We start from the raw sequence: 24027 nt of genomic DNA, 5'->3' as shown, positions 1-24027 counted from the left end.
TGTAGTTCATTTCTTTATTAAAACACAAAAAGAGCTAAAACCACACTTGTGGTTGATAGCTCTTTTTCACTCATATATATTTTTTCTATGTCCAATATCAATTGCAAGGACAATTAGCTCATCATCTCTAATGTCACAAATTACCCTGTAGGCACCAATCCTGTATCGCCAAAGTCGCTTATATTCACCAACTAAGGCCTTGCCAAATCTTCGGGGATTTTCTAAACCATCAAGTTTGGCTTTCATATCCTTAGCGAGCATGAGGCCAAGATATTTGTCCATTTTCTTAATTTTTTTCCTAACATTTTCTGAAACAACTAGCCTATAAGTCATTTTCTAATTCCAAAATTAAATCATCTATAGAATAGGTTATAGGTTTTTTTTCAAAATCTTTCAAAGCCTTGATCCCTGTATCGTAATCAAACTCATCTTCAATTTGATTTGCAAGAGCTGATTTAAAAAGTTCGGATAATGATTTACCAGTATGTCTAGAATATGTTCTAAACAAGTTATTTTCTTCCTCATTTAGTCTAAGTGATACAACGCTCATAAAAACCTCCAGTTCTTGTTTACATTGTACTACATTTGTAGAAAAATTCAATATTTATGCAAAAATATTTGGCACGTCCTCAGGGAATCGAACCCTGGTCTTGGGCTTCGGACACCCTTATTTTGCCACTAAACTAAGGACGCTTGATTGTGATGTTGGTGTAGGAGATTGGGTCTAAAAACCTTAGGGGCAAGAAGGTGTTGCCGAGACCTGCTGATACGTAAATCTGACTTTGCTTATACTCATAAAGTCCCATGTCGTAGTCTGGAAAATATCCTTCTCCTGGGGCTATTAGTCCTCCTATGAAGGGTGCTCTCACTTGACCACCGTGGGTATGGCCTGAAAAAATTATATCCATCCTTGGGTCGTAATTTTCCCTAATTCTTTTTGAAAAATGTGCCAAAATTAGGTTTAGGCTTGCCTCTGGCTTGAAATTACTTAGGTCCACCCCCCAATATGGGACTCCGTATACATAGACTTTGTTGTCCCTTATTTGCAAAAATTCGCCTTCATTGTCTAGTTTACTGATGGCTAAATCTTTTATTAGCTCATAGAAAATGGTAGATTCTTCTGAAGCTTCCTCGTGGTTGCCGGATACAAAATAGGTTTTTATCCCAAGTTTTGATAGTCTTTTGAGGAAGTACATGGTTCTTTCGATTTTGCTTGGAGTCGGATAATCGATCATATCCCCTGTTAGAAAAATCAAATCAGGGTTAAAGGCCTTGATATTATCGAGAACTTCATCCAAATTACTAAGGACATTTGAATGTAGGTCTGATATATGTGTTATTTTTAGGTCGGTTTTGACCTTGGAATTTTTTATGGTGACCTTTTTCTCCACGCCAACAAAGGCCTGGTCGTGAAGGTATTTGCCTGTCAAAACCATTGTGGCAAGAACAAGTCCTGCCACAAGTTTTTTATTTTTCATCTAGGTCTCCTAGGTAAAGGTCGCTCGCCATGTCGGAGGCAATCTTAAAGCCAAGTCTTGGCGAAAAGCTCCTTCCGGTCACATCTGGACCGTCAACAGCAGTAGAGCGCTTAAATTGAGATTGGGCAAAGCGTTTAAAATATGATTTAAGCCACTTTTTGATTGTCCCCTCATCGTAGCTATCACCAAAGGCGTAGGTCGCTTCGGTTAGGATTTGCCTTGCGCTCTTGTGGTAGGTCAAGTGGTGGTAGATGAAAAAGTCCAGAAGCTCGTAAGGGCCGATTATATCCTCAGTTTTTTGGGTAATTTCTCCTGCCTTTTCGCTGACAAGTTCTGGTGAAATTGGTGTTGCCAAGATATCTGTCAAAACTTTTTTCAACTTATCATTGCCTGTAAAATGGGCGTAGGACTTAATTAGATACCTTAATTCAGTCTTCATCAAGGTCGCATTTAGGCCGTAAGATGCCATGTGATCACCATTGAAGGTGGCAAAACCCTGCATATTTTCAGATAGGTCACCAGTTCCTATAACAAGGCCCCCACCCATGTTCGATAGGTCAAAGAGGACTTGGGTCCTCATCCTTGCCTGAGCATTTTCGTAGGCAAGATCAGCAGTTTTTCCATCATGGCCTATGTCATGCAAATGGGCTGTGACAGACTTTGAAATATTTATTTCCTTAAGGTCGATACCCAAAGCCTCACACAAAAGGTAGGCGTTGGACTTGGTCCTGTCGCTTGTGCCAAAGGCCGGCATGGTGTAGGCACCGATTTTTTCCTTGTCAAAGCCAGCAATTTCATAAGCCTTGTCAATTGCAAGAAGAACTGCAGTTGAATCAATACCTCCAGAAACTCCCAAAAATACCTTTTCAGTTCCCACAGCCTTCATCCTTTGTAAAAGACCTAGGGCTTGAATTTCAAGTGCATCTTCCATATATTCCTTAGAATATTCTGCCTTTGGCAAGTATGGGAATTTCTCCACACGGTAAGGCTCATCGGTAAAGATATTGAAATTTTCAGTCCAATCTTCATTATATATTTCTATATAAAATACTTGGGTGTCTCCATCTAGGATTTGACCATTTTTTGCCAGGTAAGATTCGCCTGTGTAAACCATGTCTGTGGACGATTCGCCTAAGCCTGCTCCTGTGTGGACATAAATCACATCCTTTGATAGAAATTCAATATTTTTGCGGATTTTACCACCAGTGAAAATATTTCTAGCAACTGCTGATGGATTTAGGATAATATCTGGACCCATTTCCTTTAATTTTAATGATTTTGGAATGGTCATTTCCTCGTCTTCACCTATGGTGATTCCGATTTTTAGGCCAGAGATAATACTTACAAAAGGTTCTTCATCCAACCTATAATCAAGGACCTTAAATTCTCCTCTTGGCTCAGATTCGAAAATTGTTTTTTCGTAAGGCTTTAAATTTTCCTTGCTGACAAGACCCATAAGTTCGCCGGATTTTATAAGGGCCATGGCATTATATAGACCAAATTCAGTCCTTATTGGAAGACCTATTGTGAAGGCTAGGTCAAATTTTTCGCTAAAGGCGATTAAATCTTTGAGGCCATCTTCTGCTGATTTTAGCAAATCTTCCTCTAAATAGGCGTCATAAAGACTTGCCCCTGTAAGGCAGAGTTCTGGTAAGGATAGGATATTTACCTTTTCTTCCTCAGATTTTTTGATTAATTCTTTTATTTTCTTAAGATTTTCTGGCACATTTCCCAAAGAAACTGGAAAAGATGCAGATTTTATTTTTATATTTCTTTTCATTTTATCACCTAATCTTATTTTACCCCTTCTAGATAAAAAAAAGAGGACCCTAACGGGTCCTGCTCTCTAAATTTAAAATGGAAATTTTATAGGTTTTTGATTTCTTCAATTAGGATTGGTAAGACTTCGGTAAAGTCGCCAACTATACCATAATCGCAATTTTTGAAAAATTGTGCTCCCTCATCGTTATTAATAACTACAACTTTTCTCGCAGCTTCGATGCCCTTTAAGTGTTGGAGAGCACCAGAAATGCCTATGCCAAAATATAGCTCGCCTGCAAATTTCTTGCCACTAACGCCAATATAGTGGTCATCAGAAACATAGTGCCTAACTTGGGCGGCAGGTCTTGATGCACCGAGTACTGATCCTGTAAGTTTAGCCAATTCTTTGACCATTTCTAGGTTTTGTTTATCTCCTAGACCCATACCTACAGCCACAGCCCTCTCAGCAGAGTCTACTGGGCCTTCTAGGTCAACTGGGTCTTTCTTAAGCTTAATCCCATCAGCAAGAAGGGCAGCCACAACTTTCTTAACAGATTCCCTAACATCTCCAACAAAGACTTCCTTCTTCCTTTCTTCAACCTTAACAGGTTCTTTTTTAACGGCGTCTTCTGCCTTTGTAGCCTTCTTCACTTCTTTTTTATCTAAAATATAGGTTGCAATCATTTCCTTCATAAGGTCACTTGAACCATCATAGATTTGGCAAACCTTGGCATCCCTGTAGAGTGTTTCAAGGTCAGTAGCTTGTGAAGAAATGCCACCACACATATCAAGGGCCTTAGAAGTTAAATCTTCTGCTAACCTTGAAGCAAAAAGTTTGGCCATGGAAGTATCCTTGCCATAAAATTCTGCCTTAGCATCCATTTTTAAAGCCGCATCCCTAACCATCATCTGTGCTGCCTTAAGATCTGTTGCCATAGAAGCGAGGATTGGACGGTTGACCTTAGCAGCCTTACGAGCCTTGAAACTCTTTAGACCACTTTGCAAATAAGCTTGACTCGCCTCATAACTAGCATCACCAAGACCTAGGGCAAGGGCAGCTGTTGCAAGGTTACTTGCCTCAAAAATTTCTTCCATATAAGTTACACCCTTGTTCAATTCACCAAGTAAATTTTCCTTAGGAACCCTTGCATCCTTTAAAATCAAATCTCCAGTGATAGCTGATCTTGAACCTAAGTTGTCATAGGTTTTTGAAAAAGAAAGTCCTGGGCAATCCTTATCCAAGATGAAAAGTGAAAGACCATTTTCCTTATCTCTTGGATTTGTAAGGGCTGTTATTAGGTAATAATTTGCTAGACGGGCGTTGGTTACTAGGATTTTCTTACCGTTAAGTAGGAAATAGTCGCCCTCATCTGTGGCAGTAGTCTTTATTTCCTCATCTTCCTCATAGTGGCCAAGACCTGCTAGATTTTTCCCATCTAAAAATAGCTTTAAATATTTTTCCTTTTGTTTGTCATTACCAAAGGCATTTATAGGCCAAGTCGCTAGGGATGTGTGGGCTATGACAAGGCTTGCAAGCCCAGAATTAATCCTTGCTAATTCTTCGATGGCTATGGCGTAATTTTCAAAACTTAAACCAGCTCCTCCAAATTTTTCCTCAAAAGGGATGGATAAAAGACCAGCTTCTCCAATTTCTTTTAGAACTTCTTTTGGGAAAGCCTCCTGCATATAGCTAGCGAGGGGTCTAAGCTTTTCTTCAGAAAAATCTCTAACGAATTTTCTAAAATCTTTTGTATCTTTTGCTAATTTGTATGTCATATCTTCTCCTCTTATTTATTATGCTTATACATAACTGATACCCCTTATCATTTTCCTAAAACATTTTCATAAACTTTTTTGAATTTAGATAATTATTTAACATCCTCTAAAAAACAGGTATAGTTAAGGTAGAAAAAATTTTTAACAAGGAGAAAATATGCACAATATAATAGAAGTACTAGATAATATATATTGGGTGGGTGTTAATGACCGTAGGATTGACAGGTTTGAGAATATGTTTGAAGTTCCAAACGGTGTTTCTTACAACGCTTACGTTATCAAAGATGAAAAAAATGCCCTAATGGATTCTGTTGAAGGAGCTTTCACAAGACAATATCTCGAAAATGTTAAAGCAGCCCTTAACGGAGATAATCTTGACTACATAGTCGTTTCCCACATGGAACCTGACCACTGCAGAAATATTGATTTCATCTTAAATGAATATCCAAATTGTAAATTTGTCGGCAATGCTAAGACTCACAAATTTTTTGAACAATTCTACGATGACAAATATGCTGACAGATATATAGAAATCAAAGAAGGCGATGAAATCAACCTCGGCAAGAGGAACCTAAAATTTGTCTTTGCTCCAATGGTTCACTGGCCAGAAGTATTTATGACCTACGAAACAACAGAAGGTCTCTTCTTCTCTGCTGACGCTTTTGGCTCTTTTAACGCTATCGCTGGTAATATCGAAGCAAGCAAGGTTATCCACAAGGGTGACTGGCTAGAACAAGCTAGACGTTATTATATCAATATAGTTGGTAAACAAGGTAAGATGGTTCAAAACCTCTTCAAAAAGGTAGCAGACCTTAAAATCAATGCCATCCTCCCACTTCATGGCCCTGTTTACAAGGATCCTGAATCTATTAGCTTTATCCTTGAAAAATACGGACGTTGGGCAGGTTTCAAACCAGAACAAAAGGGTGTAGTTATTGTCTACGCATCAATGTACGGTGACACAGAACAAGCAAGCGACATCCTCGCAAACTACCTAGCCCAAGAAGGCGTTGAAGATATCGCTCTATATGACATATCTGACTGGGATTATTCTTATCCAATCGCTGATTGCCACAGATTTACCCATCAAGTCTTTGCCCCAATCAACTACAACGCAGGCCTCTACTACAAGATGGATGCCTTCCTAAGAGAATTAGTTGGCACAGGCTACCAAAATAGGACAGTATCCTTCCTAAACAACTGGTCTTGGGGTGGAAAATCTCTAGAAATTTCACAAGAAATACTAGAGCCTGCTAAATGCAACTACATCGGCGACGTTGTAAAAATCAACTCAGGCGTAAAAGAACCTCAAGTTGAAGAATTAAAAGCCCTTGCAAAAATAATTGCAGAAGATTTAAAAAATACAGAAATCTAATAAAAAATTAAGCTCGAAGCGAAAACTTCGAGCCTTTTTTTGCTTTTAAGGGTCGGTTAATATACTCAACCTCCCTCCATATTTCTCTCATACATAGGGAAGGTTTTTAAAAATAAATTAATTATCAAAATCAATTTCCCCTATATATAAAGAAGGTTTTTTAAAATTTTTTAGTTAGGCAAGCTTTATTTTAAAATTTTACAAAAAAGATATTATTAGGTAAGAATTTTTTCTGCTTACATATAATTTCACAACTTATAAGTCTTAGCCTAAAATCTTTTTAATTAGCCTCAATTTTTGCTCGCTATAAGGTGGGTACCTCAAAAAATTGTCAAAAAATCTGGCTTTTACCATTGATTTCCTGTTAGAAAAATTCATAAAACCAAAGTAGCCATGGTAGCCACCCTGGCCAGAATTACCAACACCACCAAACTCCAACCTAGGGTTTGTAACCTGCATCAAACAATCGTTAATCGCCCCGTTGCCATATTCCATTTCCCTGATGATTTTCTCTTCAATTTTCCTATCAGAAGTAAAGGTATAAAAAGCAAGTGGCTTGGGCATTTTCTTGATTTTTCTTAAAATCTCATCTAACTTATCATAGGCAATAATCGGAATAATCGGCCCAAAAATTTCCTCACCCATAACAGGATCATCAAAATCCACCCCATCCATGATTGTTGGGGTGATTTTTAAGATTTCTTTATCAAAGTCACCACCAAAAACAACTTTATCTTCGTCGATAAGGCCCAAGAGCCTGTCAAAATGGTGGGTATTAATAATCCTTGGCAAATCTACATTGCTAAGAGGATTTTCCCCATAAAAGCCCCTTATCTTCACCTTTAATTCTGAAATTAAGTCGTCTTTTATAGCCTTATCCACGATGAGAAAATCTGGAGCGATGCAAGTTTGACCAGCATTTACTGTCTTTGCCCAGGCAATTTTTTTCGCTGCCATTTTTATATCAGCCGTTTTTTCAACTAGGCAAGGACTCTTGCCCCCAAGTTCAAAAGTGACCTTGCTAAGGTGAGTAGCTTGGGCTGCCATAATTTTTTTGGCAACACCTGGCCCACCGGTGTAAAAAACGTGGTCGTAAGACTGGCTTATAAGCTCATCGTAATCAAGTTTTGCATTATCGAGATGGATAAGATACTCCTCCCTAAAATTATCCCCTATAATATTTGCGATTACCTTACTTGTCGCAGTTGACTTAGAAGAGGTTTTCAAAATTATGGTGTTGCCAGCAGCAATGGCTCCAACAACCGGCCCTAAACTTAGATTAAAGGGATAATTCCAAGGGGAAATTATTAAAGTAACTCCAAGGGGTTCGTAAACATAAAAACTCTTCGCCGGAAAAGTTGTTAAAGATTTTCCAACCTTCACTTTTTTCATCCAGCTTTTAAGGTTTTTTATTGCATAATCAATCTCTTCAATAACAAAGGAATATTCTGTAATATAGGATTCAAAATTTGACTTGCCAAGATCAACTTCAAGAGCGGTAAGAATTTCCTCCTCGTGATTAACAATAGCCTTCCTCAGCTTTTTAAGCATCTTAAGCCTAAAATCATAAGATTTTGTATTATTCTCAAGAAAAAATTCCCTTTGATTTTTTATAACATTTTCAAGATTCATATTAATCCTTTCAATTTCACAGCTAGTATTTAACTAAATATGTTCTATTCATTTTAATCCTTCAAAACGTCTTTTTCCATCCTTATACAAAGGCCTATCATTCCTAAAACCAAGGGAAATAAGATAATAAACAAGCCCATTAAGGGATCAAAGAGCTTAAAGACTTCCCCTAAGATTGCTTTTATCAATGTAATTCCAATACCAAATATTCCGAATTTTACACTAGACCTATACCAATAAGCATTTCCATTAATCCAATTTGCTTGGCTTTTAACAAGTCTTGGAAGAAGGTAGTGGGATACGCCCCCATACTTATATGAAGATAAGCTTTCTCTTCCTCTTTTAAATTCCTCCCTGACTTCCTCTGGTGGATAGGGTTTGGGATTTTTTAAAAGATGGTAATTTACGATAATAATTAAAATATGTACTCCTAAAAATATTAGATATATCTTATTGTCCATAAAAAACCCCTACAATTCTGCTTTTTAAATTTTATATAATTTTAAAATCTCGCCATTTTAATAAATTTGGCGTATATAAATCAAGATTGGCGAGATTATAAAATATCACCAACCATCTTATAGATTAATTTTTTCCATTGCAAGGTCTTAAAAACCCACCATCATTATATAAATTATTACAAAAGCTAGTCCTTACATTGAGCTTTACAATATTTCAATAACAAGCTTGTTTGCCTTAGTCTCTTTCATCTGTAATTATATGTTCTATGCCCTTATGGTCACTCTTAAGATATTTTTTCATAAAAGTCGGATAGGCCTTGTACTTTTCAAGTTCGTCGATTGGTAGCCAGTGCATAGACTCTTTTAGGCCGCCCTTAGTAAGGCTATGGCTATTAAGATTTTTGTTGCCCTTAGGCTTCATCATGTAATAAAAGGAAATCTCATGGCAAAGACTTCCCTCTAAGTCAGAAGTCCCTACAAAGAAATTTTCGTGGATTATAGCCATATAATCTACATCATATTTAATCCCTGTTTCTTCAAATACTTCCCTTTTTACAGCTTCTTCAGAACTTTCTCCCAAATGGACTCCACCACCTATGGAATAGTAATAATCATCGGCTTCATTTCTCGCAAACAAAACGCAATCATCTTCGACTATAATTGCAGCTGCTCTGTATCTAAACCACTTATCACCTTTACTAAATCCACAATCTTGATCCATCTCTTCTCCCTTAAAATAAATCTCCCACAAAACAAAAATGACCCCTCTGGGTCAAGATTGTATTTTTTCATATTTTTTAATTTCTTATATAAATATAAAACAAATTATAAAATGGTTCGTAAAACAATTTACAAAATGATTTTGTTTTCAAAAATTTTTACAAACCCTATTTAACAATTATTTTTAGTTTCAGTATAGCTTTGCAATCATTTTTAAAACTTATCCACAAATACTAGGAATATTTTCCGTAAATTGAGCTCACCAATCCGTTTTTACCAAAATCTTTTTTTAGACTAAGCCCGGTTATCGGTTGAACTTTCTGCTTATTTTTGTTAAAAAAATAAGGACAAGGCTATAGTGTCAGCTGAACTTTCTGCTCATTTTCTTCCAGAAAATGAGGACAAGTTCGTGCCTCCACATAAGTATTTCCATAATTTTCCTTACGGAAAATTAGGACAAGGCTATAGCTTCGATTTCTATTACTGCGCCTTTTGGAATATTTGCTACTTCTAGGGCAGATCTGGCTGGTTTGTGGTCGCCGAAAAATTCTTCGTAGACTTCATTAAAGGCAGCAAAGTCGTTTACGTCATCTAGGAAGACATTGCATTTTACAATTTTATCAATAGATGAGCCTCCCTCTTCTACTATGGCCTTGATATTTTCGAGGGCTCTTTTGGTTGCCTTTCTAATATCCATTTCTAACTCGCCAGTTTCTGGGTCAAGTGGAAGTTGGCCTGATGTAAAGATTAAATTATCAGTAACAATACCTTGAGCATAGGCACCTACAGCTGCAGGCGCTTTTTTAGTTTGGATTACTTTCATTTTTCCTCCTAAGAGATTTTTAAAAATTCTTCTAAAGTTAGGTTGTTGTCGTACATTTCCTTAGCATTTTCTACACCGACAAATCTGTAGTGCCAAGCTTGAGCCTTGTGGTGAGTTTTATTTTCCTTACCCTTTGGATATCTCTCGATAAAGCCGTATTTATAAGCATTTTCAGCTAGCCACTTATACTCAGCAGTAGCTTCAAATTTGTCATTGTATTTTGTGCCCTCTGTAAAAAAGTCAAAGGCTGTACCAGTCTGGTGCTCGCTTGTTCCAGCTACTTCTGCATCAACTTCACCAGCATCGTGCATCTTGCCTTCAAGTTCATAACCCCTATAGTCAGACGCTATTCTAAGGTCAAGTCCTGCCCTTGCCATATCTTGGCGCATAGTTTCAAAGGCACGCCTAGCAGTCTTATCAACACCTGGATCAAAATTTGCTGGTAGTGGATATGCTTCGCTTACATAAACTAAACCGTTTACGACCTTGATATCTTCACCTGCTTCAGGCTTTGAAAGCCCATACTTGTTCACATAGTAATAAGAATCATCAATCTTAACCTTAGCAAAACCATTTTCACAGCCATAGAAGCCAAGGTATTGACCTTCTTTTACAAATTTATCAGTTTTTGAGTAATCATTTGGAAACTGATAAGCATATTGGGTCTGGAGGCACTTAACATATTGAATCAATTCATCCTGGTAAGCGCTATCCTCAATCTTAAGCTCATCTTTTATTTTTATATTATTAAAACCAATTTCAGTAGCCACATGAACATCAGATGTGCTTGTCTTTTCTTGTCTATTTTCATTTGACATTAATTCGCCAGATGCAATCCTGTATTCACTTGGTCTTCTGATTTGGTAATTATCCTCTTTTTGTAAGGCAAACTTAGCAGTTGTAAGAGTCAAAACTACTCCTATACCCAGTAATACTGCCTTTCTTGTTTTTTTTCTTGCTTCTCTTCTCTTACGTCTCTTAAGCTCTCTGATACCTTTGTTTGACATATTTATTCCTCTATTTATTTCAATATTTTAGTTAAGTCTAAGGGACCGCAATATCTTGCATAAATATTAAATATATTTCAATTTCCTACTATAGTTCGATATTACATTTCGTTATCATTATTATAGCACGAATTTAATAAAAATAATAGGGCTAAATGCGTATTTTTTGAAGAAAAAATCAAAAAATCCGACTTTTTTGTCGGATTTTCATGAATTTTAGATTTATTTTGACTAAATCTTAAAAAGATTTTTGAAAAAGTCTATAAAACTTGCTTTTCTAGGGTCTTTTTTATTCGACTGGACCCTAATTGTTTTATAATTATTTTTTATTTCATTTTCCTCTATGGTTAGCTTTGCTCTCTCATATTTTTCGATAGCATTTTTCATTAATACTTCTTGAGCATTAAAATTCTTCTTATTTTCGACAGGGAGATATTCTCCATTAGGATAGAGTTTTCTGATTTTAACATCGTCTGCAAACATTATATCCATAAAGTTTAGTATATATTTTTTTACCTCAGAATCTTCTATTGGCACAGCCACTTCCACCCTATTTCTAATGTTTCTTGTCATGAAATCTGCCGAAGAAATATAAACTTTTGGGTTATCTCTACCAAATTGGTAGACCCTATGGTGTTCGAGGAACCTGCCGACAATTTGGTAAATTTCAATATTTTCTGTCTCTCCTTCAACACCTGGCAATATACAAGTAATTCCCCTTACCATCATTTTTATTTCAACGCCTGCCTTAGAAGCGGCAACTAAAAGGTCGATTAAGCCCCTATCAGAGATGGAATTCATCTTCAATCTAATATAAGCATCTTCCCCTTTTTTAGCCTTCTTAATTTCTTTTTTGATCAATTTTTCAAGACCTTCAGGCATTGACTTTGGCGAAACCATAAGTTTTTCATATTCGCCATCAAGGTTACCTATCATGATGTTGTCAAACAAATCTTTGGCATCTTGACCAATGACCATGTCGCCAGTCATGAAGGAAAAGTCTGTGTAGAGTTTGGCTGTTTTTTCGTTGTAGTTACCTGTTGCGATTTGGGTAATATATGAAACTTCATCATCAATAAACCTGGTAATCAAACAAACCTTGGAATGACATTTGTAATGATCAAAGCCATAAATAATATTGCAGCCTGCATCTTCAAGCCTTGACGACCACAAAATATTATTATCTTCGTCAAATCTCGCCCTAAGCTCCATCAAAACTACAACTTCTTTACCATTTTCACTAGCCTTAATCAAGCTTTTTGCTATTTCTGAATCCTTGGCTATCCTATAAAGGGTAATCTTTATAGATGCCACATTTGGGTCTGTGGCTGCCTCATCAAGAAGCCTAATCAAGGGGTCCATGGATTCGTAAGGGTAGGATAAAATTATATCCTTCTCTAGGACTTGGTCAATCATTGACCTGTTTGGATTAACCATGGCAGAAGGTTGTGGGCTGAAATTTTCATAGGAAAGGTCGCTTTTCACCTTGCTTGGTAGCTTAGAAATAAAGTCAAAAATAAAACCCAGCTGCAAGGGAGTTTTTGTGACAAAAATTGACTTATCGTTTAATTCAAAATTCTTGCATAAAAATTCCTTATCCTCAATGTCAAGTGGACTATCAACCTCAAGTCTAACTGGCTTTAACCTCTTCCTTTTTTTAAGCTTGCCCTTCATATAGGTCCTAAAGTCTTCCTCAACATCATAATCGTCATCGTCATAAGAAATGTCAGCATTCCTAGTAAGGCTCATAACGAAGGCATTTTGGACCTTATAACCCTCAAAAAGTTCTGCCCCAAATTCCTTGATTATATCTTCAAGGAGGACGTAGGTCCTATCGGCTACCATAACCCACCTATTTAGCCTTTCTGGTAGGTAAATTATGCCAATTATTTCCTTTTGTTTTGACGATTTTGATTTTTTCTTAACCAAGTCAAAGACCACAGACATGCTTAGATTTGCAAGTCTTGGCAAGGGGTGAACCCTGTCGATTATTTGAAAAGATAAAATCGGTTCGATTTTTGTGTCAAAGTATGCCTGGCAAAAGTCTTTTGATTTCTCATCTAGGTCTGAGAATTTTTGTATATTTATACCAACATCTGCCAAGTCATTCACAAGGTCAAAATATATTTGATCCTTTTTTTCATACATTGGACCAAGCTTAGTTAAACAAGCGTCGATTTGTTCACTAGCGCTCATGCCAGACTTCTTGTCAATTGGTTGCTTTTTAAGTTTGGATAGGTCAGTTAAAGACCCAATCCTCACCATAAAAAACTCCTCTAAGTTGGTATCATAAATAGATAAAAACTTGAGCCTTTCAAGGACTGGAACTGTATTATCCATAGCCTCTTCAATAACTCTCTTGTTAAATTCTAGCCAAGATAATTCTCTATTTTGCGTATAATTTTTCATGCCTATTTCCTTCCTAAAAGCTTGCTATAGACATATCCTTCCCTAACTCCAGTTTGACTAACATTTATTGTTTCAACTGAGAAAAATTTGCATATCTTATCCATAATTACCATACCAGGCAAAAGAGTGTGGATTCTATCTGGCTTGATATCAAGGATTAGGTGCATTTTTTTCTTATCGCTCTTTTTAATAATGTCCTTAACCATTTTGTTAAAATCTGCTGCGTTCATTGTCCTTACGTCATCCCCAAGGTCATAGTATTCCCTATAAACCATGAGGGCTGCACGGGCAGAACCTCCAACAGCTGATAAAACCTTAAATTCTTCCCTATACATGGATGCATCGTCAAAAAGTTGGACTACACGTTTTTCGATTTCCTTCCTGCTTAATTTATCCACAAAAAGTCCATCTACATAGTCATTAAAAGCTGAAAGTGAGCCAATTGATAGGGAAGTTGACTTGATAACCTTGCCCTGGTCGATAAGGACAACCTCTGTCGAACCACCGCCTATATCGCAAAGAACTCCCTCTTTCACATCGGTAGATACAGCAGCACCCACAAAGGCAAGCTGGGCCTCTTTCTCACCGGATAAAATTTCTATTTCAAGACCAAGGTCCTCTTTAATTAGCGATAATATCTCCGACCTATTAGCCACATCCCTGACAGTCGCAGTCGCAAAGGGGTGAACTTCGTCAATATCATCAAAGTTATCGACAACTGCCTTAAACTTTGCCAAAGTTGAATGAAGCCTCTTAATCCCCTTTTCTGAAAGCCTGCCACCCTTCACATAAGATTTTAGAGAAACCTGGTCTTTTTCAGAAAATAAATTCACAGCCTCCCCATTTTTTTCCTTGTAAACAGACAGTCTAACTGTGTTTGAACCGATATCCATAATTGCGTAAATCATCTTATAAACCTCCTATAAAGGTCAACTTGTAGTCAACTTCCATTATCTTTTTGATTAAAGCAGAAGTTTCTTGACTTTCTTTGGTCATAAATATATTTACCCCATTTGCCCCATCATCCGTCTTGATATTATCAGCTAAAAAAACTGCTGGATCAATAATATTAGCCTTGTAATCAAGCCTTTTACTGATCTCTCCCTTGATAATAGGATAGTGGGTGCAGGCCAGGATAATATTGGCAAGTTTCTTTTCATTAGCGATGGATAAATATTCATCTAATGCGCCATTAAGTGTCGCACCTTCCAAAACACCTCCCTCAATTAAATTCACTAAGTCAATCGCCTTTGACTCATAAACTTTACAAGGCTTCTTAGCCTCAAGGGTAGTTTTATAAAAATGACTCTCCATGGTAGCCTTGGTGCCAAGGGCTAGATAATCGCCATCATATTCCATAGCTGCCTCTATCGCCATATCAGCAATAGTAATAAATTTCTTTTTAAATTTCTCCCTCAAATAATCCTTGCAAGTCACAGAAATTGTGTTGCAAGCAATTATGTAATAATCAATGTCGTAGCCTTCCAAGAAATTTACAATGTCAGTTGCAAAGCTTGTAATTTCGGCCTTAGACCTATTTCCATAAGGAACTCTGAGATTGTCTCCAAGATAAAAATAATTTGCCTTATTTTTCTTGGCAAGCTCATTTAAAACAGCAATCCCACCCAGACCCGAATCGAAAATTCCAATATTAGTCATCGATAAGGTCCACCTTTCTCGCAAACTTATAGGAATCCTTTAGGTTTTCAAATGCCCTGTTAAGGCTATCCTCATCCCTAAAAACCCCAAAAATACTAGCACCAGACCCAGAAACCAAGGCCTTAATAGCTCCGTTTTTAATCAAATTTTCCTTGATAGGATTTAGATTGGCAAAGTCTTTTAAAACCACATCTTCCATCACATTTTCAAAGTCATTAACAACAGACCAGTCGCCAGCCTTAAGTCCCTCAGCAATTTTCCCAGTCTTAATGTGACCAAAAAGCTTAGTTTTTTTGTAAACGTGAGCAGATGAAATATTTGTCCCATCATTTACCAACAAAACTTTAAGCGGAGTCTTAATCCTAAAAGGCTCGAGAATTTCCCCAATCCCTGTCGCACGGGCAGCCCTATCAAGGAAGAAAAATGGGATATCTGCACCCAATTTCGCCCCAAGATCCATCAGCTGCTTGGTTGTAAGAGATAGGCCCCACATTTCGTTAAGAGCCTTCATAGTCTCCGCGCAATTAGTTGAACCTCCTGCCAGACCTGCAGCAACAGGAATATTTTTTGTAAGTCTTACCCTAATTCCTGATGCCTTATCACCTGCAAGACTTTTCATAAGGTCGTATGCCTTAAAAATCAAGTTATCTTTGACATCTCCAAGGTCAACATTAGACTCATAAGAAAATTTTCCGTCAGTTGTTTTTTCTATTTCTAATTTATCATAAAGACTAATCCTAGCCATCAAAGTGTCGATATTATGGTAACCATCTGGTCTTTTTGAGATAATATCAAGGCTCAGGTTAATCTTTGCAAAACATTTTTTAATCATAAATACCTCAAAATTATTATATCATATCCCAGCCCAAAACCTAATTTTTTTACTATATGTAAGAAAAATTTTACATAAAATCCAAAAATATATTGACATATTATAGAAAATATAGTATTATTTATTAGTAATCTCATGCGGGATTGGCGGAATTGGCAGACGCGCAAGACTAAGGATCTTGTGACCGATTTTAGGTCGTGGAAGTTCAAATCTTCTATCCCGCACCAGTAAATGTTTATTCAGTATAAAAATTAAAACTAAGCAAAATACAAAAGTCAGAATAATAAATATTCTGTCTTTTTTGTTTAAAAATAATTTTCAAACAAAAAAATATGCTAATGTAGCATTTTTGTAGTAAAAATTAAAGCTTAACAATATCATATATCCTGTATCTCATCATCCCTATCCTATAGATCAGTCTTAAATTTGTTTTTTTCATCATTTACTTCCTTAAATCTCTCATAAGGCACATAAGACTTTAATTCCTCCATGGACTTTTCTTCAAGCTTAGAAGCCAATCCTCATCCACACCTAATTTATCAAAGGCCTTTTTCTGAATATAGAAGTGAAAGTAAGCCATGTGTCTTTAGAAACTTGCACGATTTCCTGTTCACTTTTTGAATAAGAAATGATTCATCACCAGATTGCTTCATCATCGAAATTATCTTTAAAGGCTTTTAGATACCTTTCAATATAAGCTTTATGTTCCATTTGCCTCTCTTCATCCCACTCTCCTCTTTCTTTTAATCTTTTTAAAATTAATATGTTCCTTTTTATATGGAAGTAAAGGGAAATTGCTCCATATTCCCTGCCGTCGATGATAATATTTTTTTTACCTTTTTTATAAATTACATCTACCATATTTTTCCTTTCTAGATCTTATCCAACATAGCTTGGAGCTGATCTGACACCCTTGGGCCCCTATATGATTTTCCCCCATCAATTTTTCTCGTGTAGTCTGTATTATCCTTTATATTGTTTATATTTATATTATTATCTTTAAAGTCTCCTTGAATACCCTGCTTAAAGTCTGCTTGGTGTGGGTCACTAAGGCTAGTTTTATAGGCCATAAAGTCTGGTTTTATATAGAGCTTGCGTCTTTCAATCATTTTCGTATTATCTTTGTAATCATAAACTCGTCTTAGGTAGCCATATTTGACTAGGCTTGAAATCCAAGTTGATATGGATACGGTTGATACTCCATAGGTTTTTGCAAAGTAGGCGTTTGTGGCAAAACAATAGCCCTTCTTGTTAGCAAGACTTAGGATATCAGAAAACAAAATTCTCTCAAAGGGCAGAAGTCTCTTATCTAGCCTGACTTCTGCGGGCAATATTGTGTAATATGTCGCTGTCATAAATTCTCCTTTAGCATTAAAGTCTACTTATACATATGATTTTTCATAAAAATATCCCGATTTATGCACAAAAAAATGCAAGATTTAACTTGCACTTTGTTTTCTATAATTTTTCTTCATTTAATATGTAATATTTTTTTAATAAATTAAATTTTTGCATTTATTTCATTTATTATACCATTTTTTAGGGGCAAAAAAAGACCCCATCAAGGATGAGGTCGATTTTATTAGATAAATAGGCCAGCGCAGATTACTGATACTACTGTCATTAGTTTGATTAGGATGTTTAGTGATGGACCTGATGTGTCTTTGAATGGGTCTCCTACTGTGTCTCCTACTACTGCTGCCTTGTGGGCATCTGAGCCTTTTCCATTTTCACCGTCTAGGGTTTCAATGTATTTCTTTGCGTTATCCCAAGCTCCACCTGCGTTTGACATGAAGATTGCCATTAGTACGCCTGTTACTAGGGCTCCTGCAAGAAGTCCACCTAGGGATTGTGGGCCAAATACTAGGCCAACAAAGATTGGTACTATAATTGCTAGTACGCCTGGTAGGATCATTTCTTTTAGGGAAGCTGATGTTGAGATTTCAATACATCTTTGATAATCTGGATTGCTTGTTCCTTCTAGTAGACCTGGGTCGTTTCTGAATTGTCTTCTTACTTCTTCAATCATTTGTGTAGCTGCTTTGCCTACTGAGTTCATTGTGAGGGCTGTGAATAGGAATGGTAGCATACCTCCTACGAACATTCCTGCTACTACATGGCTATCTAGAATTGAAATTGATTCTAGGTTTAATGTTTCTGAGTAGGTTACGAATAGGGATAGGGCTGTTAGGGCTGCTGAGCCGATTGCGAAGCCTTTACCTATAGCTGCTGTTGTGTTTCCGATTGAGTCTAGTTCATCTGTGATGTCTCTTACTTCACTTGGTAGGGCTGCCATTTCTGCGATTCCACCAGCGTTGTCTGTAATTGGACCGTAAGCATCTACTGATACTGTTGTGGCTGTTGTTGAAAGCATTCCTACTGCTGATAGAGCTATACCAAATACTCCGTCTGCCCAGTAAGCTGCTATGATGCCTAGGGAGATTAGGATGATTGGGAATACTGATGATAGCATTCCTGTTGATAGTCCTGCGATGATGTTTGTTGCAACACCTGTTTTTGATTCTTCTGCTATATTTTGTACAAATCTGAATTTATCTGATGTGTAGACTTCTGTTAGTAGGCCGATTGCTATACCAACTATGATTCCCGTGATAATTGCAAGGGCTGCTCTTATGTTGCCAAAGTAGGCGAATGATAAGATTACTGCTGCAATAAGGACGATTGCACCTGAGACATAGATTGTCATCATGAGGGCCTTTTGTGGGTCCCTGTGGTTTTTAGATGTGAATAGGAAGCTTGCTACAAGTGATGCAAGGATACCTACTGTTACTAAAAGTAGGGTGAAGTTTAGTCCAGCATCTCCATATGATACAAGGCCTAGGGTAATGGCTGAGATGATTGCTCCGGCATAGGATTCAAATAAGTCTGCTCCCATTCCTGCTACGTCACCTACGTTATCTCCTACGTTGTCTGCGATTACTGCTGGGTTTCTTGGGTCATCTTCTGGGATGCCTGCTTCTACTTTACCTACAAGGTCAGCTCCAAGGTCGGCAGCTTTTGTGTAGATACCACCACCAACTCTGGCAAATAGGGCAACTGATGAAGCACCGAGTGAGTATCCCATTACTATGGCTGGGTCTCTAAAGATTAAGTAGCAGATTAATAGTCCTGAAAAACCAAGTCCTGTTACTGCATATCCCATTACTGAACCACCTGCAAAGGCAAGTTTTAGGGCAGAATTTGTTCCACCTTCCATAGCTTCATTTGCACACCTAGAGTTTGCTTCTGTAGCTGTTCTCATTCCGATAAAACCAGTTAGCATTGAGAATGCTGAACCTAGGATATAACAAATCATGATTCTAAAGTCTAGGAATATCGAAATTAGGATTGATACGATTACTACGAAGGCAACGATAAATTTATATTCGCTTGCGATAAAGGTCATTGCTCCGTTTTTGATGTATCCTGATATCTCGTGCATTCTTTTTGAACCTTGAGATACAGGAAGGATTCTCTCTTTGATAGTGTAGGCCATTAACACTAGGGCTAATATGGCTACTATAAGAGAAATAATAACAATTAACATAAGTCCTCCTTTATTATTTAATTATAGTTATAACTATACTTTTATATATAAATTATTCATGTTTTAAAGCAAATAAAAAGGGAGCTATGCTCCCTAGATTGCTTATTGAAATTTTTTGTTAATCTTTTTCTTAGTTTTCTTCGTAAGGCAATAGGGCTACTTGTCTAGCTCTTTTGATTGCTCTAGTTATTTCTCTTTGATGTTTTGCATTAAGACCTGTAACTCTTCTTGGAAGAATCTTACCTCTGTCAGTAACAAATCTTTTAAGAGTTTCAATGTCTTTATAGTCTATTACCTTTGATGGGTCTTTAACAAATGGATCAACCTTTTTTCTTGGTTTAAATCTTCTAGCCATTGTAATTCCTTTCTTTTATATTTTTCTAGAATGGAATTCTGCCATCGTCTTGGATTTCAGTAAAGTCATCATCAAAAAAATCATCATTGGTGCTTGGTGCACTTGGTTGGTTATTTTGATATTGGTTTGTTTGAGAATAGGAATTTTGATATACGTCTTGGTTGTCACCAGTATTTGAGCTATGAGCTTGTCTTTCTGACCTAGCTCCTAAAAACTCAACATTGTCTGCGACAACATCTGTTGTATAAACTGTTTTGCCTGTTTCTCTATCTTGGTAGCTTCCTGTTTGAATCCTACCTTCTACTGCGCATTGACTTCCTTTAAAGAGGTATCTAGAGGCATTTTCTGCCTGCTTACCCCAAACAGTTATCCTTGGAAAATCTGCTGTTGGACGATTAGCTGCTTCCGCTTCTTCTCTTTTTTCTCGACTTAGTCTTTTGTCTATCGCTAATGTGAATGTACATACCGCTTGGTTTCCTTGGGTATATCTTAACTCAGGATCCCTAACTAGGCGTCCTATTAGTATTACTTTATTCATATTAGTCCTCTTTTCTTATAACCATGTATCTAAGAACGAAATCTGAAAGTCTTAATCTTCTTTCAAATTCTTTGATATGATCTGGGTCTGACTTGAAGTCTACGATATAGTAATAACCTTCTTTAAGATCAGCGATCTCATAAGCAAGTCTTCTCTTTCCCCAGTCATCAACTGATACAACTTCGCCGTTTTCTTCGATATGACCTTTAAATCTATCTAGAAGAGCATTTCTGTCAGCATCAGCTAATTCAGTCTTGAAAATCAATACTGCTTCGTAATTATTCATATTTTTCACCTCCCTGTGGACTATTGACCCCGTTTATACTACGGAGTAGAGATTACCTATTGATAATACTCGAATTATGCACAAATGTCAAACTCAATTAACCTTTATGATAATTTTTTTAAAAATGGGTATATAAGAAAAGAGAAAAAACTTAAGGAGGTTTTATGAAATTATTAGAAGGTAAAGTCGCTGTTGTGACTGGTTCATCTAGGGGTATTGGTTTTGCTGTTGCAGAAAAATTTCTAGATAATGGCGCTAAAGTAGCCATCCTAGGCTCTAGAGAAGAATCAGCCAACAAGGCTATTGATAAACTTAAAGAAAAATATGACTCTTCCCTATTTAAGGGTTACTGGCCAAGGCTAACTGATGAAGTTAGTGTGAAAGAATTTGTAGGAGAAGTTATAAAAGACTTTGGCAAGGTTGATATCCTTGTAAATTGCGCTGGTATTTCTGATAATATCCCAAGTGTAGATGCTGACCTTGCACATTTTGCAAAAGTTATGGATATAAATGTCAACGGCACCTACAATATGATTCACAATTTTCTCCCACATTTTCTTGAAAGAAAGTCTGGATCTATTATTAACTTTTCATCTATGGTGTCTAAAAATGGTCAACCAACAGGTGTTGCCTACCCAACTAGCAAGTTTGCTATAAATGGTCTTACAGTATCTCTAGCCAGAGAACTCGGCCCATCAGGCATCAGAGTTAATGCAGTAGGTCCTGGCGTTACCAACACTGATATGGTCAAAGTTTTGCCTAAAGAGCAAATCGAACCAGTAAAACAAATGATTCCTCTAAAGAGGATTGGCGAACCAGAAGATGTTGCCAAGGCAGTTTTATTCCTAGCAAGCGACCTTGCAAGCTATGTTTCAGGAGAAATTCTCTACTGCGATGGCGCTACCTTTATGTAGGATTTAATTAAATAAAAAACAACCCCAATGGTTCTTTGCCGGAAGTCCAGCAGAAAGTCCATTACAATAGGGGTTGTTTTTTATTGTTATTTTTATAGGATAAGTAAAGACTTAATTAAGTCCATTTTTGTTAATACCTTAGGCTAAGATTTTTTCTTAACCCTGTCTAAAGGTTACGCCTACTTCGCCTTGTGGGTGCTTCCAATCTTTGACGATTTTGCCATGGGATAAGACCCTGCAAGTACCACATTCCAAGCAACCAAGGTGTGAAAAGCCAAATACCCCATCTACATAGGTATAGCAAGCTGCTGGGCAGGCTAAGATTAATTTATTGATTTCATCTTCATCTTTAAATTCCAAGTCAACATCAATATGTGAATTAAACTCGTCAGTATGATATATATTAAGACCTAACTTGTCTTCTACACTCATTCTTTTCATTATAGTGCCTCCATTACTGTAGAAATAAAGTCTGATAGTTGTGTTGCGCTAATCCTTGTTGCAAGATCATTTACTGTTCCCATTATGAAGCCCTTGCTGTCTCCACCATTTACGGTAAAGGCCCTGCCAGCTACGTCATTTATAATTTCTGGTAGGTCACTGAAGATTTCCCTTCTGCTTAAGATGGTTGGGAAGGCTTTGAAGGTCATAAGGTCTTTCATGATAAAGCTATCATTAACTAAATCTTGATAAACTGCTAGGCTTTCCTTGCTGAAGTCTTCTTTTTCTTTGGCTCTTAGGATGGCAAGGGCAGCTAGCCTACCACTTTCGATTGCAAAATCCATACCCCTTACAGTGTAGCCTAAGTTTATACAAAATCCTGCAGCGTCTCCTACTACGAGGAAGCCATCTCCATAAATTTGTGGAACCATATGGATACCTTCTTCTGGTACTAGGTGGGCAGAATATTCTATGGTCTTGCCACCCTTGATAAATGGTGCTACGCTGTCATGTTCCTTAAATCTTTCTAGCAAGTCAGTCAATTTTGTGTTTGAGTATCCGATATCAGAAAGGGTTGCTACAACACCTATTGATACAGAGTCCTTATTTGTATAAATAAAGCCACCACCAAAACCACCCATGGTTGGGGCGCCACAAGATAGCCAGCTCATTCCCTCGCCACTTTCAAGGTTGAATCTCTCGTTTATAATCTCTTCTGATAATTCAATTACTTCTTTGGCGCCAACAGCTACTTGGTTTGGTTCTAGTTCTTTTTTGATACCTATTTGTTGAGAAAGTAGGGAGTTTACACCATCGGCGATAATAACTGCATCTGCGTACATTTCTTCGCCTGTAGCGTCAATACCAACTACCTTGCCTTCTTCTAATAGGAGTTTTTCTACAAGTACACCTGTAATAATGGCTACTCCAGCCTCTTCAGCCTTTTCTGCCAAATATTGGTCAAACTTGCTATGTAATACCACATATGATGAAGAATCCTTATTCTCACCCAATTCTTTTGATGAGTAACCTATGTCAAGTGAGGATTTTTCGCTCATCATAGATATTCTTTCTTTAACAACTTTTCTTTCAATTGGAGCTTCGTCAGCAAAGTTTGGTATGATTTTCTCTAGGCTATGACCATACAACCTACCACCTGTAACATTCTTAGCTCCACAATAATCTCCTCTTTCAACCAATAAAACTTCTAAATCATTTTCTGCTAAAACTATGGATGCTGCAAGACCTGCAACACCACCTCCAACAATTATAACATCAAACTTATCTTCACTCATTGTTTCCCCCGTTATAAATTTTTTGGTTTAAATTTTTTGTCCACTCACTATAACACAAGCACCAAATAGCATTTTTTTAACCCTTATATTTTTTAATCCAAAAGACTCAAACAACTTCACCAATTCTTCGGGACTAATAAAGAGTTTGGTTGATTCATATAACCAAGCATAATCTTTATATCTTTTTATCCCCCCACCTAAAAGTGGCATAAGGTATTTAAAAAACAAAATATAAAATGGTTTTATAAAAATATTTTCTATTGTAAATGAATCCATCACATATACAAAAGCCTTATCTTTTCCAACCCTGACCATCTCCTCCAAAACTTTTTTGTAATCATCAGTATTTCTAAGCCCAAAAGAAATGGTAATATTATCAAAAGTCTCGTCCTTAAAAGGCAAATTTTTAACATCAGCTTTGATGAAAGATATATTTTTAAAAGATTTTGCCTTAGCCTTAGCTATTTTTAGCATATTTTCCGAGAAATCTACACCCACAACCCTGGCAGGAGATTTTTCTTTCAAACTAAGACCTATATCCCCAGTCCCACAACAAAGGTCTAGGAGATCGGAATCTTCATTTATAGTATTTAAAACCTCGCTTACAAATTTGTTTTTCCGTTTTTTCTGCAAACCTAGGCTAATCCTATCGTTGGCCCTATCGTAATATGGCGATATATTTTGGAATATATCGTAGACCTTTTTGCTCTTATTCATC

The 24027-nt window shown here is 36.9% G+C and carries 25 protein-coding genes and 2 tRNA genes; 3 read left to right on the top strand and 24 right to left on the bottom strand.

The window, feature by feature from the left end; translation table 11 throughout:
- Positions 1-66: 66 nt before the first annotated feature.
- From HMPREF0072_RS06165 to HMPREF0072_RS06145, 6 genes are all read right to left on the bottom strand, one after another.
- A complete protein-coding gene (locus HMPREF0072_RS06165) occupies positions 67-333 on the bottom strand; it encodes a type II toxin-antitoxin system RelE family toxin (protein ID WP_004828378.1) in 267 nt (88 codons plus the stop codon).
- The gene (relB, locus tag HMPREF0072_RS06160) at positions 323-550 is read right to left on the bottom strand and encodes a type II toxin-antitoxin system RelB family antitoxin (RefSeq protein WP_037328504.1); all 228 of its coding nucleotides are present in this window, start codon (positions 548-550) and stop codon (positions 323-325) included. Before relB ends, HMPREF0072_RS06165 begins: the two co-directional genes overlap by 11 nt.
- Before the next feature lie 69 nt (positions 551-619).
- Positions 620-693, bottom strand: a tRNA-Arg gene (locus tag HMPREF0072_RS06155).
- Positions 684-1478, bottom strand: a complete 795-nt coding sequence (locus HMPREF0072_RS11085; protein WP_004828375.1) for a metallophosphoesterase — start codon at positions 1476-1478, stop codon at positions 684-686. Before HMPREF0072_RS11085 ends, HMPREF0072_RS06155 begins: the two co-directional genes overlap by 10 nt.
- Complete coding sequence (gene nadE, locus HMPREF0072_RS06150; protein ID WP_004828372.1) at positions 1468-3258, bottom strand: NAD(+) synthase; 1791 nt, start codon at positions 3256-3258, stop codon at positions 1468-1470. Before nadE ends, HMPREF0072_RS11085 begins: the two co-directional genes overlap by 11 nt.
- A gap of 86 nt (positions 3259-3344) precedes the next feature.
- On the bottom strand, positions 3345-5015 hold the full coding sequence (locus tag HMPREF0072_RS06145) for an acyl-CoA dehydrogenase family protein (RefSeq protein WP_004828370.1): 1671 nt from the start codon (positions 5013-5015) through the stop codon (positions 3345-3347).
- Positions 5016-5172: 157 nt separating this feature from the next.
- Here HMPREF0072_RS06145 and HMPREF0072_RS06140 point away from each other — a divergent pair, with 157 nt between their 5' ends.
- Complete coding sequence (locus HMPREF0072_RS06140; protein ID WP_004828366.1) at positions 5173-6390, top strand: FprA family A-type flavoprotein; 1218 nt, start codon at positions 5173-5175, stop codon at positions 6388-6390.
- 264 nt (positions 6391-6654) lie between these two features.
- On the opposite strand, the gene HMPREF0072_RS06135 is transcribed toward HMPREF0072_RS06140, so the two are convergent.
- From HMPREF0072_RS06135 to ispE, 9 genes are all read right to left on the bottom strand, one after another.
- Entirely contained in the window at positions 6655-8022 is a 1368-nt protein-coding gene (locus HMPREF0072_RS06135; protein WP_004828364.1) for an aldehyde dehydrogenase family protein, read from the bottom strand.
- 53 nt (positions 8023-8075) lie between these two features.
- Entirely contained in the window at positions 8076-8483 is a 408-nt protein-coding gene (locus tag HMPREF0072_RS06130; protein WP_004828363.1) for a hypothetical protein, read from the bottom strand.
- 235 nt (positions 8484-8718) lie between these two features.
- Positions 8719-9204: an NUDIX hydrolase gene (locus tag HMPREF0072_RS06125; RefSeq protein WP_039931183.1), complete on the bottom strand. Its 486-nt coding sequence runs from the start codon at positions 9202-9204 to the stop codon at positions 8719-8721.
- 450 nt (positions 9205-9654) lie between these two features.
- Positions 9655-10026: a RidA family protein gene (locus HMPREF0072_RS06120; protein WP_004828359.1), complete on the bottom strand. Its 372-nt coding sequence runs from the start codon at positions 10024-10026 to the stop codon at positions 9655-9657.
- 8 nt (positions 10027-10034) lie between these two features.
- Positions 10035-11033, bottom strand: a complete 999-nt coding sequence (locus HMPREF0072_RS06115; RefSeq protein ID WP_004828356.1) for a M15 family metallopeptidase — start codon at positions 11031-11033, stop codon at positions 10035-10037.
- Positions 11034-11264: 231 nt separating this feature from the next.
- A complete protein-coding gene (locus HMPREF0072_RS06110; protein WP_004828354.1) occupies positions 11265-13442 on the bottom strand; it encodes an RNA degradosome polyphosphate kinase in 2178 nt (725 codons plus the stop codon).
- Between the two features lie 2 nt (positions 13443-13444).
- On the bottom strand, positions 13445-14350 hold the full coding sequence (locus tag HMPREF0072_RS06105) for a Ppx/GppA phosphatase family protein (protein ID WP_004828352.1): 906 nt from the start codon (positions 14348-14350) through the stop codon (positions 13445-13447).
- A gap of 1 nt (position 14351) precedes the next feature.
- Positions 14352-15101, bottom strand: coding sequence for a glutamate racemase (gene murI, locus HMPREF0072_RS06100; protein ID WP_004828351.1), 750 nt, complete (start codon positions 15099-15101; stop codon positions 14352-14354).
- On the bottom strand, positions 15094-15933 hold the full coding sequence (ispE, locus tag HMPREF0072_RS06095) for a 4-(cytidine 5'-diphospho)-2-C-methyl-D-erythritol kinase (protein ID WP_004828349.1): 840 nt from the start codon (positions 15931-15933) through the stop codon (positions 15094-15096). The genes murI and ispE overlap by 8 nt, the downstream gene beginning before the upstream one ends.
- Positions 15934-16070: 137 nt before the next feature.
- Between ispE and HMPREF0072_RS06090 the strand changes: the two genes are divergently transcribed.
- A tRNA-Leu gene (locus tag HMPREF0072_RS06090) sits at positions 16071-16160 on the top strand.
- Positions 16161-16569: 409 nt separating this feature from the next.
- On the opposite strand, the gene HMPREF0072_RS06085 is transcribed toward HMPREF0072_RS06090, so the two are convergent.
- The 6 genes from HMPREF0072_RS06085 to rpsF form a co-directional block, all read right to left on the bottom strand.
- Positions 16570-16794 (bottom strand): hypothetical protein, encoded by a 225-nt coding sequence (locus tag HMPREF0072_RS06085; protein WP_004828346.1) that lies wholly within the window; start codon positions 16792-16794, stop codon positions 16570-16572.
- 11 nt (positions 16795-16805) lie between these two features.
- The gene (locus tag HMPREF0072_RS11080) at positions 16806-17288 is read right to left on the bottom strand and encodes a helix-turn-helix domain-containing protein (protein WP_004828345.1); all 483 of its coding nucleotides are present in this window, start codon (positions 17286-17288) and stop codon (positions 16806-16808) included.
- Positions 17289-17515: 227 nt separating this feature from the next.
- Positions 17516-19480, bottom strand: coding sequence for a sodium-translocating pyrophosphatase (locus HMPREF0072_RS06075; RefSeq protein ID WP_004828343.1), 1965 nt, complete (start codon positions 19478-19480; stop codon positions 17516-17518).
- A 130-nt stretch (positions 19481-19610) separates the two neighbouring features.
- Positions 19611-19835 carry a 30S ribosomal protein S18 gene (gene rpsR, locus HMPREF0072_RS06070; RefSeq protein WP_004828342.1) on the bottom strand — a complete coding sequence of 75 codons (225 nt, stop codon included), beginning with the start codon at positions 19833-19835 and terminating at the stop codon, positions 19611-19613.
- A gap of 25 nt (positions 19836-19860) precedes the next feature.
- Complete coding sequence (locus HMPREF0072_RS06065) at positions 19861-20373, bottom strand: single-stranded DNA-binding protein (RefSeq protein WP_004828339.1); 513 nt, start codon at positions 20371-20373, stop codon at positions 19861-19863.
- A gap of 1 nt (position 20374) precedes the next feature.
- On the bottom strand, positions 20375-20659 hold the full coding sequence (gene rpsF / locus HMPREF0072_RS06060; protein WP_004828337.1) for a 30S ribosomal protein S6: 285 nt from the start codon (positions 20657-20659) through the stop codon (positions 20375-20377).
- A 164-nt stretch (positions 20660-20823) separates the two neighbouring features.
- On the opposite strand from rpsF, the gene HMPREF0072_RS06055 reads away from it, so the two are divergent.
- The gene (locus HMPREF0072_RS06055) at positions 20824-21573 is read left to right on the top strand and encodes an SDR family NAD(P)-dependent oxidoreductase (protein WP_004828336.1); all 750 of its coding nucleotides are present in this window, start codon (positions 20824-20826) and stop codon (positions 21571-21573) included.
- A gap of 156 nt (positions 21574-21729) precedes the next feature.
- Here the strand turns inward: HMPREF0072_RS06055 and HMPREF0072_RS06050 are convergent, their stop codons facing one another.
- From HMPREF0072_RS06050 to HMPREF0072_RS06040, 3 genes are read right to left on the bottom strand one after another with little or no spacing between them, the layout of a single operon-like run.
- Positions 21730-22014 carry a ferredoxin family protein gene (locus HMPREF0072_RS06050; protein ID WP_004828333.1) on the bottom strand — a complete coding sequence of 95 codons (285 nt, stop codon included), beginning with the start codon at positions 22012-22014 and terminating at the stop codon, positions 21730-21732.
- Complete coding sequence (locus HMPREF0072_RS06045) at positions 22014-23309, bottom strand: FAD-dependent oxidoreductase (RefSeq protein WP_004828331.1); 1296 nt, start codon at positions 23307-23309, stop codon at positions 22014-22016. Before HMPREF0072_RS06045 ends, HMPREF0072_RS06050 begins: the two co-directional genes overlap by 1 nt.
- 27 nt (positions 23310-23336) lie before the next feature.
- Positions 23337-24026, bottom strand: a complete 690-nt coding sequence (locus tag HMPREF0072_RS06040; RefSeq protein WP_004828328.1) for a ubiquinone/menaquinone biosynthesis methyltransferase — start codon at positions 24024-24026, stop codon at positions 23337-23339.
- Between the last annotated feature and the right edge of the window lies 1 nt (position 24027).

Origin of the sequence: Anaerococcus lactolyticus ATCC 51172 (assembly GCF_000156575.1) — a bacterium.
Taxonomy (GTDB): domain Bacteria; phylum Bacillota; class Clostridia; order Tissierellales; family Peptoniphilaceae; genus Anaerococcus; species Anaerococcus lactolyticus.
The sequence above is the reverse complement of the archived record's forward strand: the minus strand, read 5'-3'. Positions and strand labels throughout refer to the sequence as shown.